This window comes from Shewanella gaetbuli (genome assembly GCF_023284065.1).
GTDB classification, from domain to species: Bacteria; Pseudomonadota; Gammaproteobacteria; order Enterobacterales; family Shewanellaceae; genus Shewanella; species Shewanella gaetbuli.
On the sequence record NZ_JAKIKP010000013.1, the window covers coordinates 51,694 to 67,922 of the forward strand.

The following is a 16,229-nucleotide window of genomic DNA, read 5'->3' on the forward strand; positions in this document are numbered from 1 at the left end:
TTATGCCATTACTTGATATTAAAAACTTGACCATTGAACTAGATACTGATGCTGGCAGAATTGCCGTGTTAGAAAAAGTTAGCTTAACCATGAATCCAGGAGAAATTCATGGTTTAGTCGGTGAGTCAGGCTCAGGGCGCAGTGTATTAACTAAGGCTATTCTGGGGATTTTAGGCTCTAATTGGCATGTTATTGCAGATCGGATGATGTTTGATGGTAAAAACTTACTTGAACTCACCGCTAAAGAGCGTCGCTATTTAATGGGATGCGACATGGCTATGATTTTTCAAGATCCATCTGGCAGCCTTGACCCTGTAAAAACTGTGGGTAGCCAATTAATTGAAGCAATGGTTCCCAACAAAAATATTCCTTTCTGGCGTCGCTCCAAAGATACCTATTTAAATGCTCAAAAGTGGCTGCATAAAGTCGGCATTAAAAGCCCTAAAGCGTTAATGAAATGCTACCCTTGGGAGTTATCTGATGGAGAATGCCAAAAAGTGATGATAGCTATGGCAGTAGCTAACCACCCTAAGTTATTAATTGCCGACGAGCCTACCAACTCAATGGAACTTAATACTCAGGCACAAATTTTTAGGTTGTTATCACAATTAAACCAGCTACAAAATGTGTCGATATTATTAGTCAGTCACGAATTAGAAACCCTGGTTAAATATTGTAAAAACCTCACAGTGCTATACGGCGGACAGATGATGGAGTCAGGTTTAACCACCGATCTTGTGGCAGCCCCTTTTCACCCCTATACCCGCTCGTTATTGAAAAACTTACCAGACTATACCGGTAAAATTAAACATAAAGCCGATTTACCGACGCTACAGGGTTCTGCACCATCAATACAAAACTTACCCGCGGGATGCAGACTTGGCCCAAGGTGTCCTGAAGCTAAACGACAATGTGTTAAGCAACCCAGTGTTGAAATTTATAAAGATCGTGCTTTTGCATGCCATTTCCCTTATCAAGACGAGCAAGAATCTGATGACGACACCTTTGCTTAAAGTCACTAAATTATCAAAACAGTATTTAACCGGCTACAAACGCTTTCAGCCGCAATACTATGACGCATTAATGCCTGTGTCTTTTGAGTTAGAGCGCGGAGAAACGCTGGCTATTGTAGGTGAAGTCGGCTCGGGTAAATCTACCTTAGCAAGGTTACTTGTAGGCGCAGAACAACGTACTGGTGGTGAGATTATTTTTGAAGGTGAATCACTTGAATCGCATAATTTAAAACAGCGCTGTCGACTGATTAGGATGATATTTCAAGACCCCAATACCTCTTTAAACCCAAGATTAACCATTGGGGACTTATTAAATGAACCACTCAAATTTAATAGTGATTTAGCTAGCGATGAACGAAATGCATTAGTGATAGACACGTTACGCAAAGTTGGCTTGCTTCCTGAGCATGCCCATTTTTATCCACATATGGTGTCAGAAGGCCAAAAACAACGGGTTGCAGTAGCTAGAGCGTTAATGCTAAACCCTAAAATTATTATCGCAGATGAGGCGTTAACCGCACTTGATTTATCGGTACGTTCGCAGATTGTAAATCTACTACTCAAACTTCAAAAAGAGTTAGGACTGTCTTATATTTTTGTTTCTCACAACCTTAATATTGTGCGCCATATTAGTGACAAAGTGATGGTGCTGCAAAATGGTTGCATGGTCGAGAAAGCCAAAACTGAAGACTTATTTAACTCTCCACAAAATGAATACACCCAAAGGCTCATTCAAGAACAAACGCAAATGCTTCAAAAGCGTTAAACTGCTCCAACCACTGAGTATTTATGGCACTTTTCATAAAAATTAGTGCCATTTGAGCCGTGAACTAATTATCCTAGTGCCAACGTAAAAGGAAGAAACTGACTTATGATTATTAAACCAAAAATTCGTGGATTTATTTGTACCACCACTCACCCTGTTGGCTGTGAAGCTAATGTTAAAGAACAAATCGAGCTCACTAAAGCTAAAGGCAAAATTGCTAATGGCCCTAAAAAGGTATTAGTGGTTGGTTCATCAAGTGGTTATGGCTTATCTTCACGTATCGCTTCTGCATTTGGCAGCGATGCCGCCACCATTGGTGTATTTTTTGAAAAGCCAAGTACAGAAACTAAACCAGGTACTGCCGGTTGGTATAACTCAGCAGCTTTTGACAAATTTGCCAAAGCAGAAGGCTTATATTCTAAAAGCATTAACTGTGATGCATTTAGTCATGAAGCTAAACAAAAAGTGATTGAGCTGATCAAACAAGACTTAGGTCAAGTTGATATGGTTGTGTATTCATTAGCCTCTCCAGTACGTAAATTACCGGACACAGGCGAAGTGATCCGTTCATCACTCAAACCCATTGGTGAAACCTACACAGCAACTGCCGTTGACACCAACAAAGACCTCATTATTGAAACCTCTGTTGAGCCAGCATCTGAGCAAGAAATTGCAGATACCGTTACCGTAATGGGTGGACAAGACTGGGAATTATGGATGCAGGCATTAGCTGAGGCTGATGTAATAGCAGACAACTGTAAAACTGTAGCCTATAGCTACATTGGCACCGAAATCACTTGGCCAATTTACTGGCATGGTGCATTAGGTAAAGCCAAAATGGATTTAGACCGAGCAGCACACACCTTAAATGATAAGTTATCGGCTAAGGGTGGCAGCGCCAATGTTGCAGTATTAAAAAGTGTTGTCACACAAGCTAGCTCAGCCATTCCTGTTATGCCTTTATATATTGCTATGGTATTCAAGAAAATGCGCGAAGAAGGCTTACATGAAGGATGTATGGAACAAATCTACCGTATGTTCAGTGAACGTTTATATCGTGCTGATGGCCAAGCGCCCGCAGTAGATGAGTCAAACCGTCTTCGCCTAGATGATTGGGAATTAAAAGAAGAAATTCAACAACACTGTCGCGATTTATGGCCACAGGTAACCACTGAAAATTTAAGTGAGTTAACAGACTATCGCGAATATAAAGATGAATTCCTGAAGTTATTCGGTTTTGGTATTGAAGGTATCGACTACGAAGCAGACGTTAATCCTAATGTAGAGTTTGATGTAATTAATCTTTAAATCAAAATAACTCACTAAAAATCAGCCCTTGTGGCTGATTTTTTTACGTCTATTTACAACAACCTTTATGAAAAAATCTTATTACACAACACCTAAAAACACTCTAGTTTGAGCATTATCTTGCTGTAAAATATTTAAACGTTCAAAAAACAATGGATAATTCGCTAATGTTTTGTGTTGCAATGACAACCAACTCGCAAATAAGTAGTTCAACTTCTTTTTAAGTTCCTCATCAGTGCCTGTATGCAAAAATGTCGCATATTGTCCTTGAGGTATCTCTGAAAAATAAAAGTGCTCTGAATCATTAATCACTGCGGTTAACTGCGCTTTTTGTTCAGCAGTAACACTTACAGCTATATCCATGTTGATTTGCCCGCTCGCATTTTGTTGAAACTGATGGATAAGGTTAAATGTGCGACTGAATTGAGGAGATAGTTTATGAGCTTGTCTGAACGCTCTCATTGATTGAATTGTTTGGGGCAAGTATTGCTCACTTGCTTGATGTTTTATCGCAATACATGGAATGGTTTCTAAACGGATAACCTCAACGTTTACATCATCTGCAGATAAGGTTTCATGTCCTTCTGATAACGTTTTTAAAGGCTGCTGTTTAACAAAAAAGTTGCCCCAATCAGGGTGTAACTGAAAATCACTTGGAGATTGACCGATACTGGCAGTAAATTCAGTAGTAAAAGTCGCCTCATCAACATAACCCACAGATTGAGCCACTTGCATTATCGAGATATTTTTATCGAACCCCAGCTGATGTGCCGCTTCTAGGTTGCGCAATAACTGAATATATTGCGAGCTTGTCGAATGAAACAAACTCATAAAGATATTGTCAAAATGACACTGAGGTACTTGGGCTATATCGGCTAAAGTATCAAGCGATAATGAGGTATTTAAATGTGTATCAATATATGCAAGTACTCGCTCAAACTTTTCACTCAACAATTCCATTCCAGCTTCCTTTATCAAAATGCACCAAGGCTATTAGTGTTCGCCTAGTACCAATCACGATAAATAAGTGATTGGGATAATGCTTAAATATACCCATATAAAAAAGCCAAGGCATTATCAACCTTGGCTTTTGTCATTTGATTATAAAACTTAAATCAACATGATTTATTCTGCAACTGGATACTCAATTGTTGCTTGAGCTTTTAGTAAGTCAATCATTGCACGGTAGTCAGAGTTAGCATATTGACGACCTAATGCATCTTTAACTGATTGAACCACAGCTGACTCTGGTTCAGTCACATTATTCACTCGATTAAGAACAACAACCGCGTAACCCGCACCTAGAGCAACGGTGTCGATAGACTGGCTACCTTCTGCAGGCTCAGGCATTTGGAACGCTTTAGTGGTAATCGCAGCATCAACTGATTGATTATTACGTTCAAGATTGGCAACCGAAGTTAACTCAGCACTTAAGTCAGAAGTACCTGATTCTAGGTCAGCCATGTATCCTGCCGCTTTATCGCGTGCTTTTTCATTAGCTTTGTCTTGCTTCAGACGGCTGATGATATTGGTTTTTACTTTATCAAAACCTAACGTACCAGCTTGCTGATGCTCTTTCATGCGAACCACAACAACATGATTTGGAGCCAGCTCAATAACATCACTGTTCATGCCGTCATTTAAGACTTGGTCAGAGAAAGCCGCTTTAACTAAATTTGGAGAATCTAAGCCCGCTGGCGGGTTATCACGGGTAAACAAGCCTGTAGTTTGAACAGTCTTATTAACCGCTTCAGCTGTATCAACTAACGTATCTGGAATTTCATAGCTGGTATCTGAAAGCTGAGTTTGTAAGCCATAGAAAATATCCAGCGCTTTTTTCGCTTTGATTTGAGCCACAATTTTATCTTTCACTTCATCTAGCGAAGCAATTGCACCAGGCTGAACATCCAGCAATTTGATAATATGGTAACCAAACTCACCTTTAACAACGTTTGAATAAGCGCCTTTCTGTAAGCTAAATAGCTCTTGATCGAAAGCAGCATCCATCACACCTTGTTCAAACCAGTCGATTTGACCACCTTGCTCAGCACTGAACTGATCATCAGATTCCGTTTTGGCTAACTCAGCAAAATCTTCACCCGCTTGTAAACGAGCATAAACTTCAGCTAACTTAGCTTTGTCAGCATCGTCATCACCACTTGCTGCGTAGATATGAGCCGCAAGGCGTTTTTCTGGTGTTAGGTATTGTGATTCATTGTCTTGGTAGTCTTTCTCGACTTCTGCGTCATCTACCGTGATGGTTTCAGCAATATCATCAACATTTAATTCAACATATTCTAAGTTAACTAACTCAGGGCTGTTAAAGCGAGACAGATTGTTGTCGTAATAGGTTTTAGCTTCTTCATCTGTGACTTCAACTGAATCTAAAAATGGCGTTGAATCTACAGCAATATAACTGATATCACGAGTTTGACTTTGTAAAGCAGCTAGTTGAGTTGCTTCACCGTCTAATACAAATTCACTACCTACAATGGCATTAAGTAACTGACGACGAGTCATATCGACACGCATCATGTTACGGAAAGTCACTGGTTGGTAATTCAACTGACGTAACACTGCTTGATAACGTTCATTATCAAACTTGCCATCAGTTTGGAAAGCTTGTTCATTAAAAATGGCTTGTTTGATTTGTTCGTCTGAAACACGTAAGCCTAAGTCTATCGCAGCCTGATCAACCAAGGTATTAGCAATTAAACGGTCTAATACACCAGCTTTAATGCTTTGCATATATGAGTCATCGGCAGCTAAGGCTTCAAACATTTCACCGTATTGTTGTTCTAAACTGGCACGCTCATTTTGAAACGCTTGTTCTAGTTCAGCTTCAGAAATTTCAGTACCATTAACAACTGCGGCAGGAACACCAGTGTCAGAGCCTAAATAGCTACTCACACCAGCAAAAGCAAATGAAAGTATCACTAATATAAGAATTGTTTTTGCAACAACACCTTGTGACCCTTCGCGAATTTTTTCTAACATCTGAGTTCTCGCTTGTTGCGATTAAATTAAAAAGGCGCATCACTTGCCGATGCGCCTTGTTTACTTGGAGTTATCAGACGCTACCTAGGGTATAACCCAATACTCCGATATCAATGACTTAGCAACTGATATTTAAGTCGTAAAAAGCACTGCAAAAGCAGTGCTTACTTTACGAATACCTGAAACAGGCAACGTTATTAACTAATTTTAGTTAACAGCGTCTTTTAGTGCTTTACCCGCTTTGAACGCAGGAATGTTCGCAGCAGCAATTTTGATTTCTTTACCCGTTTGTGGGTTACGGCCAGTGCGCTCTGCGCGTTGACGTACTTCAAAAGTACCAAAACCAACTAGAGAAATTTTATCACCTTCTTTAAGACCTTCTGTCACAGCAGCAATAAAAGAGTCTAGTGCACGACCAGCAGCAGCTTTAGAAATATCAGCACCAGAAGCAATTTTCTCGATTAGTTCAGATTTGTTCATGTCATCCCCTTGAATGTTATTGTCGCGCCGCAACCAAATCCATGTTTAGAGCGGTCTGCGGAGGCTTTTTGTTAAAAACTCAACACTATGTAAAGTTCTATAGAAAACCAAAAAAATAAAAAATTGGATACAGCTCAAAGTCAGATGCGCCAAGGGCTTGGTGTGTCTGACTCTCCACAAACCTAGGCTACCACAGCTCAGCCTTTTGTTAAGCCCCTTTTTTCACTTTTTTTATGCTATAAAGCACTTTTTTCACCTAAATAGCTATTTTTTAACCACTTCAAAGCCTTCGACGGGCTTTTCAAGGGCTAGTTTTAACACTTCATCCACCCAACGTACTGGATGTATTTGTAAATCTGCAATCACGTTTTGAGGGATTTCTTCTAAATCACGTTCATTTTCTTTAGGGATCAGTACGTGTTTTATACCGCCTCGATGCGCTGCTAAAAGCTTTTCTTTTAATCCGCCGATAGGTAATACTTCACCACGTAAAGTAATTTCACCTGTCATTGCCACATCACTTTTAACGGGGTTACCAGTCAAACTTGATACTAATGCGGTACACATTGCAGCACCAGCTGATGGACCATCTTTTGGTGTTGCTCCTTCAGGTACGTGAACATGGATATCACGTTTCTCATAAAAGTCTGCGTTGATACCTAGTTGTTCAGCACGAGCTCGTACTACTGTCATTGCAGCTTGAATAGATTCTTGCATTACATCACCAAGCGACCCGGTATACGCAAGCTTGCCTTTACCTGCTACTGAAGTGGCTTCAATAGTCAGTAAGTCGCCACCCACTTGTGTCCAAGCGAGGCCAGTCACTTGACCAATTTGGTTGCTTGACTCGGCTTTACCGTAGTCAAAACGTTGCACTCCTAGGAATGACTTCAAGTTGTCTTGATTAACGTCAACAGATGCCACCGACTTATCAAGCAAAATTTGCTTAACGACTTTACGGCAAATTTTTGATAATTCACGCTCTAATGAACGCACGCCAGCTTCACGGGTGTAATAACGAATAACCCCTAAAATAGCACTATCATCTACATTGATCTCTTTGGCTTTTAAGCCGTTGCGTTCAATTTGTTTTGGTAATAAATGCTGTTTAGCAATATTAAGCTTTTCATCTTCGGTATATCCCGACAAACGAATCACTTCCATACGGTCTAATAATGGCCCTGGAATATCCATCGAGTTAGATGTTGCCACAAACATCACATCAGATAAGTCGTAATCAACTTCTAAGTAATGATCGTTAAACGTCGCGTTTTGCTCTGGGTCTAACACCTCTAATAATGCTGATGAAGGGTCACCGCGCATATCAGAGCTCATCTTATCGATTTCATCTAACAAGAACAGTGGGTTCTTGACACCCACTTTAGACATTTTTTGAATAATTTTGCCCGGCATAGAACCAATATAGGTACGACGATGACCGCGTATTTCCGCTTCATCTCTTACCCCACCTAAAGCCACTCGCACATATTCGCGACCTGTTGCTTTAGCGATAGATTGGCCTAATGAGGTTTTACCCACACCTGGAGGTCCTACTAAACATAAAATAGGGCCTTTTAACTGTTTCACTCGGCTTTGAACCGCAAGGTATTCTAATATGCGTTCTTTAACTTTTTCTAAACCGTGGTGATCAGTATCAAGTACATCTTGTGCCTTGGCTAAATCGCGCTTAATTTTAGAGCGTTTTTTCCAAGGTACTGAAGTCATCCAATCAACATAGCTGCGTACAACGGTCGCTTCTGCTGACATAGGTGACATCATTTTAAGTTTATTGAGTTCAGCACTGGCTTTTTCTTTTGCATCCTTAGGCATGCCAGATTCTTCAATCTTTTTACCTAAGACTTCAAATTCATCATGGCTTTCGTCAATATCGCCAAGCTCTTTTTGAATGGCTTTCATTTGCTCATTCAAATAATACTCGCGCTGACTTTTTTCCATTTGTTTCTTAACACGTGTTCGGATGCGTTTTTCAACTTGTAATAAGTCAATTTCAGCTTCCATCATCGCCATTAAGTATTCAAGACGCTCGCCAATGTTGATCATCTCAAGTACTGACTGTTTGTCTTCAAGCTTCAATGGCATATGCGCAGCCATCGTGTCAGCAAGACGTGCGGCTTCTTCAATGCCAGTAAGAGAGGTCAGGACTTCTGGAGGAATTTTCTTGTTCAGTTTAATGTAACCTTCAAACTGACCAATGGCGCTACGCACTAGCACCTCTTCTTCTTTCTCAGCTAAGGTTTCAGACTCTAAATACTGTGCGGTTGCGACAAAGAACTCTTCTTCTTGAGTGTAACGCTCAACTTTGGCTCGCTGCCCACCTTCTACCAATACTTTAACGGTTCCATCGGGGAGTTTAAGCAGCTGTAAAATCGATGCGACGGTACCTATTTCATAAATATCATCTTTAGTAGGTTCGTCTAAATCTGCATCTCTTTGTGCAACTAATAAAATTTGTTTGTCTTGCTCCATTGCCGATTCTAAGCAACGGATTGATTTTTCCCGTCCGACAAATAGCGGAATAACCATATGGGGATATACCACAACATCTCGCAGTGGTAACACGGGGAGTTCGATATGCGCTTCACGCTCTTGGGTCATGGCTCGATTCCGTTTGATGAAAAAGACTAATACTCAGTATATTGGGGTGATGCTAAGAGTTTCAATGCTAAATACGAAAAAAGGAGCCCAATGGACTCCTTATTTTTCAACTAATTGTCTATATGAACAATTATTGTTCACCCGAAGCAGCTTGAGAGTCATTATTTTCATAAATCAGAATAGGTGCAGATTCACCTTTAACCACTGATTCATCAACAACGGCTTTCACAACACCTTCTTGTGATGGGATATCGTACATAGTATCAAGCAAAATACTTTCAACAATTGAACGTAAACCACGAGCACCTGTTTTGCGGGTCATCGCCTTGTGGGCAATAGCTTTAAGAGCATCGTCACGGAATTCAAGTTCAACGTCTTCCATCTCAAATAATGCAGAATATTGCTTGGTTAATGCATTTTTAGGTTGAGATAAAATTTGAATCAATGCTGCTTCATCTAATTCTGTTAGCGTTGCAACAACCGGTAAACGGCCAATAAATTCAGGAATTAATCCAAATTTAACTAAGTCACCTGGTTCAACTTGGCCTAGTGTTTGTGAAATTGTTGCTTTATCAGCTTCGCCTTTCACTTCAGCACCAAAACCAATACCGGTACCCGTATGCGCACGTTGCTCAATCACTTTTTCAAGCCCAGCAAACGCACCACCACAGATAAAGAGAATCTTAGACGTATCTACCTGTAAAAACTCTTGCTGAGGATGTTTACGACCACCTTGAGGAGGTACTGAAGCAATAGTCCCTTCAATAAGTTTTAACAGAGCTTGCTGAACTCCCTCACCTGACACATCACGCGTAATCGATGGGTTATCAGACTTACGGCTAATTTTGTCAATTTCGTCAATGTAGACAATACCGCGCTGCGCTTTTTCAACATCATAGTCACACTTTTGAAGTAACTTTTGAATGATATTTTCTACGTCTTCGCCAACGTAACCCGCTTCGGTTAACGTAGTCGCATCAGCCATGGTAAATGGAACATTTAATGAACGAGCCAGAGTTTCAGCTAATAATGTTTTACCACTACCAGTTGGGCCAATCAGCAAAATATTACTTTTACCTAACTCTACACCATCTTTTGGTGTGCCGTTACGTAAGCGCTTATAGTGGTTATATACCGCTACAGCTAACACTTTTTTCGCTTTGTCTTGCCCAATAACATAATCATCTAAGTGAGTACGTAATTCATGAGGTGTTGGTAATTTTTCATCATCACGCTTCGGCGAAATCTCTTTGATTTCTTCACGAATAATGTCATTACATAATTCTACACACTCATCACATACATATACCGATGGGCCAGCAATCAGCTTTCTGACTTCATGTTGACTTTTTCCGCAAAAAGAGCAGTACAGCAATTTTGTGCTGTCACCGTTATTTTTGTTATCGCCCATTATTTTACCTCTGGTTGCAGCCTAGACCTGTGTCTGAGCTCTGCTTGTCGATATACTTTTGAACGCTGTATACCTGAGTTATTCTGTCAATTACATTAAGAATAACTCAGTCACAGCAAAAAATCAGCTTGTATTAGCTACGAGTTGTAATTACTGAATCCACTAAACCGTATTCTTCAGCTTGTTTCGCGCTCATAAAGTTATCACGATCGGTATCACGCTCAATGACTTCTAATGGCTGACCAGTATGCTCAGCTAGAATTTCGTTTAATTTATTCTTAATACCTAAGATTTCTTGAGCATGAATAGCAATATCTGATGCCTGACCTTGGAAACCACCTAATGGTTGATGAATCATCACGCGGGCGTTAGGTAAACAATGACGCTTACCTTTTGCTCCACCAGCCAATAAAAACGCCCCCATACTACAAGCTTGGCCCATACATACGGTACTGACGTTTGGCTTGATAAATTGCATGGTGTCATAAATTGCCATACCGGCTGTAACAGACCCCCCTGGCGAATTTATGTATAAGTAAATATCTTTGTCTGGACTTTCTGATTCTAAGAACAACAATTGAGCCACAATTAAATTAGCCATGTGTTCTTCTACTTGTCCAACTAAAAAGATGACACGCTCTTTTAATAGACGAGAGTAGATGTCATAAGAACGTTCACCTTTAGCTGTTTGTTCAACAACCATAGGTACAAGAGCATTGAGTACAGATTCTGGCGCTTTATGCATTATTCACTTCCCTAAAATAAAAATGGCTCGTATGAAATCTCATACGAGCCATTATAAATGGCGAACGGCTTATTAAGTCAAGCGATGGTTACGCGCGACCGGTAGCCTTGTTCATAAATTCTTCAAATTCGACTGCTTTCTCAGTCACTTTTGCAGATTTTAGTAGTTCTTCAACGGCTTGTTCTTCTAAAGCAACGTTACGCATGTTTTGCATAAGTTCTTTGTTGCCGTTGTAGTAAGCAACAACTTCAGCTGGATCTTCATAAGCAGAAGCCATAGATTCGATTAACGCATTCACGCGATCATCTTCAGCTTTTAATTCGTTAGTTTTGATTACTTCACCTAGAAGTAAACCAATTTTCACACGACGTTCAGCTTGTTCAGTGAATAAGTCAGCTGGAAGCTCAGGCATGTTTTTAGCGTCGCCACCAAAACGTTGCATAGCTTGTTGACGAAGTACATTTACTTCACCGTCAACTAATGCCGCAGGAATAGTGATTTCGTTAGCAGCTAATAAACCAGTAATCACTTGCTCTTTAACATTCGCTTTAAGCGCTTGTTCAAGTTCACGAGTCATGTTTTTACGGATTTCAGCTTTAAGCGCGTCTAAACCACCTTCAGCAATGCCGAATAAAGAAGCAAACTCATCGTTAACTTCTGGTAGGTTAGCTGCTTGAACTTCAGTTAAGGTGATAACGAACTTAGCCGCTTTACCTTTTAAGTTCTCAGCGTGGTAGTCTTCAGGGAAAGACACTTCAATTTCAAATTCTTCACCGGCTTTATGACCGATAACACCGGTTTCAAAACCAGGGATCATACGGTTACTACCAAGTTGAAGTTCGAAATCGTCAGCTTTGCCACCTTCAAACTCTTCGCCATCTACGCTACCAATAAAGTTCATTTTAACTTTATCGCCATCAGCTGCTTCACGCTCAACTGCTTCAAAAGTAGCATGCTGTTTGCGTAAAGTTTCGATCATCGCGTCAACATCTGAATCATTGACTTCAGCAGTTGGCTTTTCAACTTCAATAGCGTCTAAACCTTGAAGCTCAACTTCAGGATAAACTTCAAAAGTTGCTACGAATTCAAAAGTGTCACCTTCAACTGCACCTGGAGCAAATACTGGCGCACCTGCTGGGTTTAGTTTTTCAGCCACGATTGCTTCAATGAAGTTACGTTGCATGATTTCGCCAGTCACATCTTGACGAATTGCCGCACCGTAGCGTTTTTCAATCACTGAAGTCGGTACTTTACCAGGACGGAAGCCAGGAATACGAGCACGCTTGGCTTCACGTAATAAGTTGTCTTTTACCACTTTTTCAATCTGTTCAGCAGGAACAGAAATGGTCAGGCGACGTTCTAAGCCTTGAGTTGTTTCAACAGAAACTTGCATTGTTTTACCTCGAAATATGTCTAACTTCCTTTGTAATAGTCGAAAGCTCAACTATTAAACATTCGTTTCTTGAATACCCATTCAGTTGAGAATAAATATTCGATTCTTGAATATGGGTTTGACTACTTGCCCGAACACAGCGAGTTTAATGATACTGAAGACGCTGATGGCACAGATAGCACATAATTGATATTTATCAAGACGCGACATTATAGCCACCGTTTTTTGCTTAGTCGAGCATCAATAGCCGCTTTTAGGGCATAAAAAAAGCGACCAATGGTCGCTTTTTTTACAATTGAACGATAAGTGTTCAATATTTCCTCAGGATAGCAACTATGTATTTTAGTTGTACCTGGAATAATGGGGTGACTGATGGGGCTCGAACCCACGACAACCGGAATCACAATCCGGGACTCTACCAACTGAGCTACAATCACCATAATATGGTACGCCCGGCAGGATTCGAACCTGCGACCATCCGCTTAGAAGGCGGATGCTCTATCCAACTGAGCTACGGGCGCATAGTACAGCTTCTACTGTATCCTGTCTGGCTGAATAAGTCAGAAACTTATTCTATTATCTGCTCATCATACTAACAAGCAAATAATGAAATTGGTCGGTGATAGAGGATTCGAACCTCTGACCCTCTGCTCCCAAAGCAGATGCGCTACCGGGCTGCGCTAATCACCGAAAATCTTGCCTAGTATTTTGAGCTTAACTTAAAAGAGGGTAAACCCTCTGTTCCACTCTTTCAAAGAGCCGTGATGCGCTACCGGGCTGCGCTAATCACCGAATGTTCTATTAAGCTTGTCTACAATCATTGCTGAACGACTCACTCGAGAACGGAGCGCATCTTAGCGAGTCACTTTGCTATCGTCAACGATTTTTTTTAGCAATTTGTTTATATGCTGGTTTAAGCAGCAAAAAAGGTGATTAGCATCATAGTGCGAATAGTTTATTCACACTATTTTAATAGTCTAGCAAATGACACATTTCTATACGCCTGTTAGAATAGCGTCCGATTTATGATCCCCGCGAAATTTAAAGGAACCTCAACAGCCATGTCTGCTCAAATCATTGACGGTAAAGCAATCGCACAATCTATTCGCAGTACCTTGAAACAAAAAGTCGCCGCTAGGAAAGAAGCCGGTCTTCGTGTTCCAGGGCTTGCAGTGATCCTCGTAGGCTGTGATGCCGCATCACAAGTTTATGTCGGCAGTAAAAGAAAAGCGTGTGAAGAAGTTGGCTTTGAATCGCAATCTTTTGATCTAGATGCATCTACCTCTGAAGCTGACTTATTAGCATTAATTGATAAATGTAATGCTGATACAGCCATTGATGGCATTTTGGTTCAATTACCATTACCGGCTCATATTGATGACTCAAAAGTGATTGAGCGCATACGTCCAGATAAAGATGTCGATGGTTTCCACCCTTATAATGTAGGACGTCTAGCTCAACGTATTCCAGTATTACGTTCTTGTACGCCTATGGGGGTTATGACCCTGATCAAATCAACCGGCATTGATACCTATGGTTTAGATGCGACGGTTGTTGGTGCGTCAAATATTGTTGGTCGCCCGATGACATTAGAGTTATTACTCGCGGGCTGCACAACGACCACTTGTCATCGCTTCACAAAAAACCTTGAGCAAAAAGTGCGCCAAGCGGATTTAGTCGTTGTTGCAGTAGGTAAACCCGGTTTTATTCCTGGAGATTGGATTAAACCTGGTGCAATAGTAATTGATGTGGGCATTAATCGTTTAGATGACGGTAAATTAGTGGGTGATGTACAATATGAAGTGGCAGAGCAAAATGCCGCCTTTATTACCCCAGTACCTGGTGGTGTAGGCCCGATGACAATTGCTAGTCTTCTAGAAAATACCTTGTATGCATGCGAAGAGTACCATAGTTAATTACTTCACCATGATTTACGAGCCCAAAAAAGCCTGCATTTATGCAGGCTTTTTTGTACAGAGGGTAATTATTTTTTACGCCAAGTTGTACCGCTAGGGCCATCTTCTAAAATTACACCTAACTCGTTTAATCTATCACGTGCAACGTCAGCAGCAGGCCAATCTTTTTCAACTCTAGCGCGGTTACGCTCAACAATTAGCGCTTCAATTTCAGCAACTTCGTCGTCACTCCCCTGCCCTTTAAAGAAAGCTTCTGGCGTTTGACATGCTAAACCTAAGACGTCAGTTAATTGTTTTAAGCTTACGCCTAACGCCGAAGCTGCAGTCATATCTGTTAACTTAAGACGGTTAATCTCACGTACCATATCAAACAATACTGAATAAGCTTCTGGAGTATTAAAGTCATCATCCATTGCCAGCTTAAATTTAGCGACGTATTCGTCAGCATTGGCAGGCGCAACCGTTAAATCAAGATCTTTAAACGCAGTATATAAACGTTCAAGTGCTGCACGAGCTTGCTTTAAGTTATCTTCAGAATAATTTAACTGACTGCGGTAATGACCAGATAACAAGAAATAGCGCACAGTTTCAGGATCATAATGCTCAAGCACATCACGAATAGTGAAGAAGTTACCTAATGACTTAGACATCTTTTCACGATCAACCATCACCATACCAGAATGCATCCAGTAGTTTACATAAGGCGTATCATGGGCACAGCATGATTGAGCAATTTCATTTTCATGGTGTGGGAACTGTAAATCTGAACCACCCCCATGAATGTCAAAATGCACACCCAAATGTTTGCTGTTCATTGCAGAGCATTCAATATGCCATCCTGGGCGACCTGGCCCCCAAGGAGATTCCCACGTAGGCTCACCTGGTTTAGACATTTTCCATAACACAAAATCCATTGGGTTTTGCTTGTTATGGTCAACTTCAACACGGGCACCCGCCTGTAGTTGATCTAAATTTTGTCCAGATAAACGCCCATACTCTTTGTAAGAAGCCACACTAAACAATACATCACCGTCAGGGGCAACATAAGCATGACCACGGTCTAATAAACGTTGCACCATATCAATGATTTCTGGCATATGTAACGTTGCTTTAGGCTCAAAGTCAGGACGAACCATATTTAGCGCGTCAAAGTCTTTATGCATTTCAGCCGTTAAACGCTCTGTTAATGCTTCACACGACTCATTATTTTCATTAGCGCGTTTGATAATTTTATCGTCAACATCGGTAATATTACGTTGAAAATTAACGTCATAACCGATGTAACGTAAATAGCGGACTATCATGTCAAAAGAAACAAAAGTACGACCATGACCGATGTGACATAAGTCATAAATAGTAACGCCACAAACATACATTCCAATTTTACCTGGATTGATGGGTTTAAATTCTTGTTTTTCACGGCTAATACTGTTGTAGATCTTTAACATCGAGGTTCTCTTGTATACACGTTTAGTAGAAATAATATTGCTGCTGAGTCTACCATGATGTACATAGTTTTGAACACCGCACTTTATGAGTCATGCAAGATAAGTTAGAATCGCGCCACTAATTTCATATAAGTGA

General features: G+C 40.6%; 12 protein-coding genes and 3 tRNA genes. 4 read left to right on the top strand and 11 right to left on the bottom strand.

Going from position 1 to position 16,229, the window contains the following annotated elements; genetic code table 11:
• Positions 1–2 precede the first annotated feature (2 nt).
• From L2672_RS14675 to fabV, 3 genes are all read left to right on the top strand, one after another.
• On the top strand, positions 3–1,013 hold the full coding sequence (locus L2672_RS14675; RefSeq protein WP_248996593.1) for an oligopeptide/dipeptide ABC transporter ATP-binding protein: 1,011 nt from the start codon (positions 3–5) through the stop codon (positions 1,011–1,013).
• The gene (locus L2672_RS14680) at positions 994–1,779 is read left to right on the top strand and encodes a peptide ABC transporter ATP-binding protein (RefSeq protein WP_248996594.1); all 786 of its coding nucleotides are present in this window, start codon (positions 994–996) and stop codon (positions 1,777–1,779) included. The genes L2672_RS14675 and L2672_RS14680 overlap by 20 nt, the downstream gene beginning before the upstream one ends.
• Before the next feature lie 105 nt (positions 1,780–1,884).
• Entirely contained in the window at positions 1,885–3,087 is a 1,203-nt protein-coding gene (fabV, locus tag L2672_RS14685) for an enoyl-ACP reductase FabV (RefSeq protein ID WP_248996595.1), read from the top strand.
• Positions 3,088–3,168: 81 nt separating this feature from the next.
• Here fabV and L2672_RS14690 read toward each other — a convergent pair whose 3' ends face one another.
• From L2672_RS14690 to L2672_RS14735, 10 genes are all read right to left on the bottom strand, one after another.
• Positions 3,169–4,047, bottom strand: a complete 879-nt coding sequence (locus L2672_RS14690) for an AraC family transcriptional regulator (protein WP_248996596.1) — start codon at positions 4,045–4,047, stop codon at positions 3,169–3,171.
• A 165-nt stretch (positions 4,048–4,212) separates the two neighbouring features.
• Positions 4,213–6,084, bottom strand: a complete 1,872-nt coding sequence (locus tag L2672_RS14695; RefSeq protein WP_248996597.1) for a SurA N-terminal domain-containing protein — start codon at positions 6,082–6,084, stop codon at positions 4,213–4,215.
• A 207-nt stretch (positions 6,085–6,291) separates the two neighbouring features.
• A complete protein-coding gene (gene hupB / locus L2672_RS14700) occupies positions 6,292–6,564 on the bottom strand; it encodes a nucleoid-associated protein HU-beta (protein ID WP_160053351.1) in 273 nt (90 codons plus the stop codon).
• A 264-nt stretch (positions 6,565–6,828) separates the two neighbouring features.
• The gene (lon, locus tag L2672_RS14705; RefSeq protein ID WP_248996598.1) at positions 6,829–9,180 is read right to left on the bottom strand and encodes an endopeptidase La; all 2,352 of its coding nucleotides are present in this window, start codon (positions 9,178–9,180) and stop codon (positions 6,829–6,831) included.
• Positions 9,181–9,310: 130 nt separating this feature from the next.
• Entirely contained in the window at positions 9,311–10,591 is a 1,281-nt protein-coding gene (gene clpX / locus L2672_RS14710; RefSeq protein ID WP_248996599.1) for an ATP-dependent protease ATP-binding subunit ClpX, read from the bottom strand.
• A 133-nt stretch (positions 10,592–10,724) separates the two neighbouring features.
• Complete coding sequence (gene clpP / locus L2672_RS14715; protein ID WP_248996600.1) at positions 10,725–11,336, bottom strand: ATP-dependent Clp endopeptidase proteolytic subunit ClpP; 612 nt, start codon at positions 11,334–11,336, stop codon at positions 10,725–10,727.
• Positions 11,337–11,424: 88 nt separating this feature from the next.
• Complete coding sequence (gene tig / locus L2672_RS14720; RefSeq protein ID WP_248996601.1) at positions 11,425–12,729, bottom strand: trigger factor; 1,305 nt, start codon at positions 12,727–12,729, stop codon at positions 11,425–11,427.
• Between the two features lie 361 nt (positions 12,730–13,090).
• Positions 13,091–13,166 (bottom strand) — tRNA-His (locus L2672_RS14725).
• Positions 13,167–13,173: 7 nt separating this feature from the next.
• Positions 13,174–13,250: transfer RNA gene (locus L2672_RS14730), tRNA-Arg, on the bottom strand.
• 92 nt (positions 13,251–13,342) lie between these two features.
• Positions 13,343–13,419, bottom strand: a tRNA-Pro gene (locus tag L2672_RS14735).
• 371 nt (positions 13,420–13,790) lie between these two features.
• Here L2672_RS14735 and folD point away from each other — a divergent pair.
• Positions 13,791–14,645: a bifunctional methylenetetrahydrofolate dehydrogenase/methenyltetrahydrofolate cyclohydrolase FolD gene (gene folD / locus L2672_RS14740; RefSeq protein WP_248996602.1), complete on the top strand. Its 855-nt coding sequence runs from the start codon at positions 13,791–13,793 to the stop codon at positions 14,643–14,645.
• Between the two features lie 68 nt (positions 14,646–14,713).
• Here the strand turns inward: folD and cysS are convergent, their stop codons facing one another.
• The gene (cysS, locus tag L2672_RS14745) at positions 14,714–16,093 is read right to left on the bottom strand and encodes a cysteine--tRNA ligase (protein WP_248996603.1); all 1,380 of its coding nucleotides are present in this window, start codon (positions 16,091–16,093) and stop codon (positions 14,714–14,716) included.
• Positions 16,094–16,229: the final 136 nt, after the last annotated feature.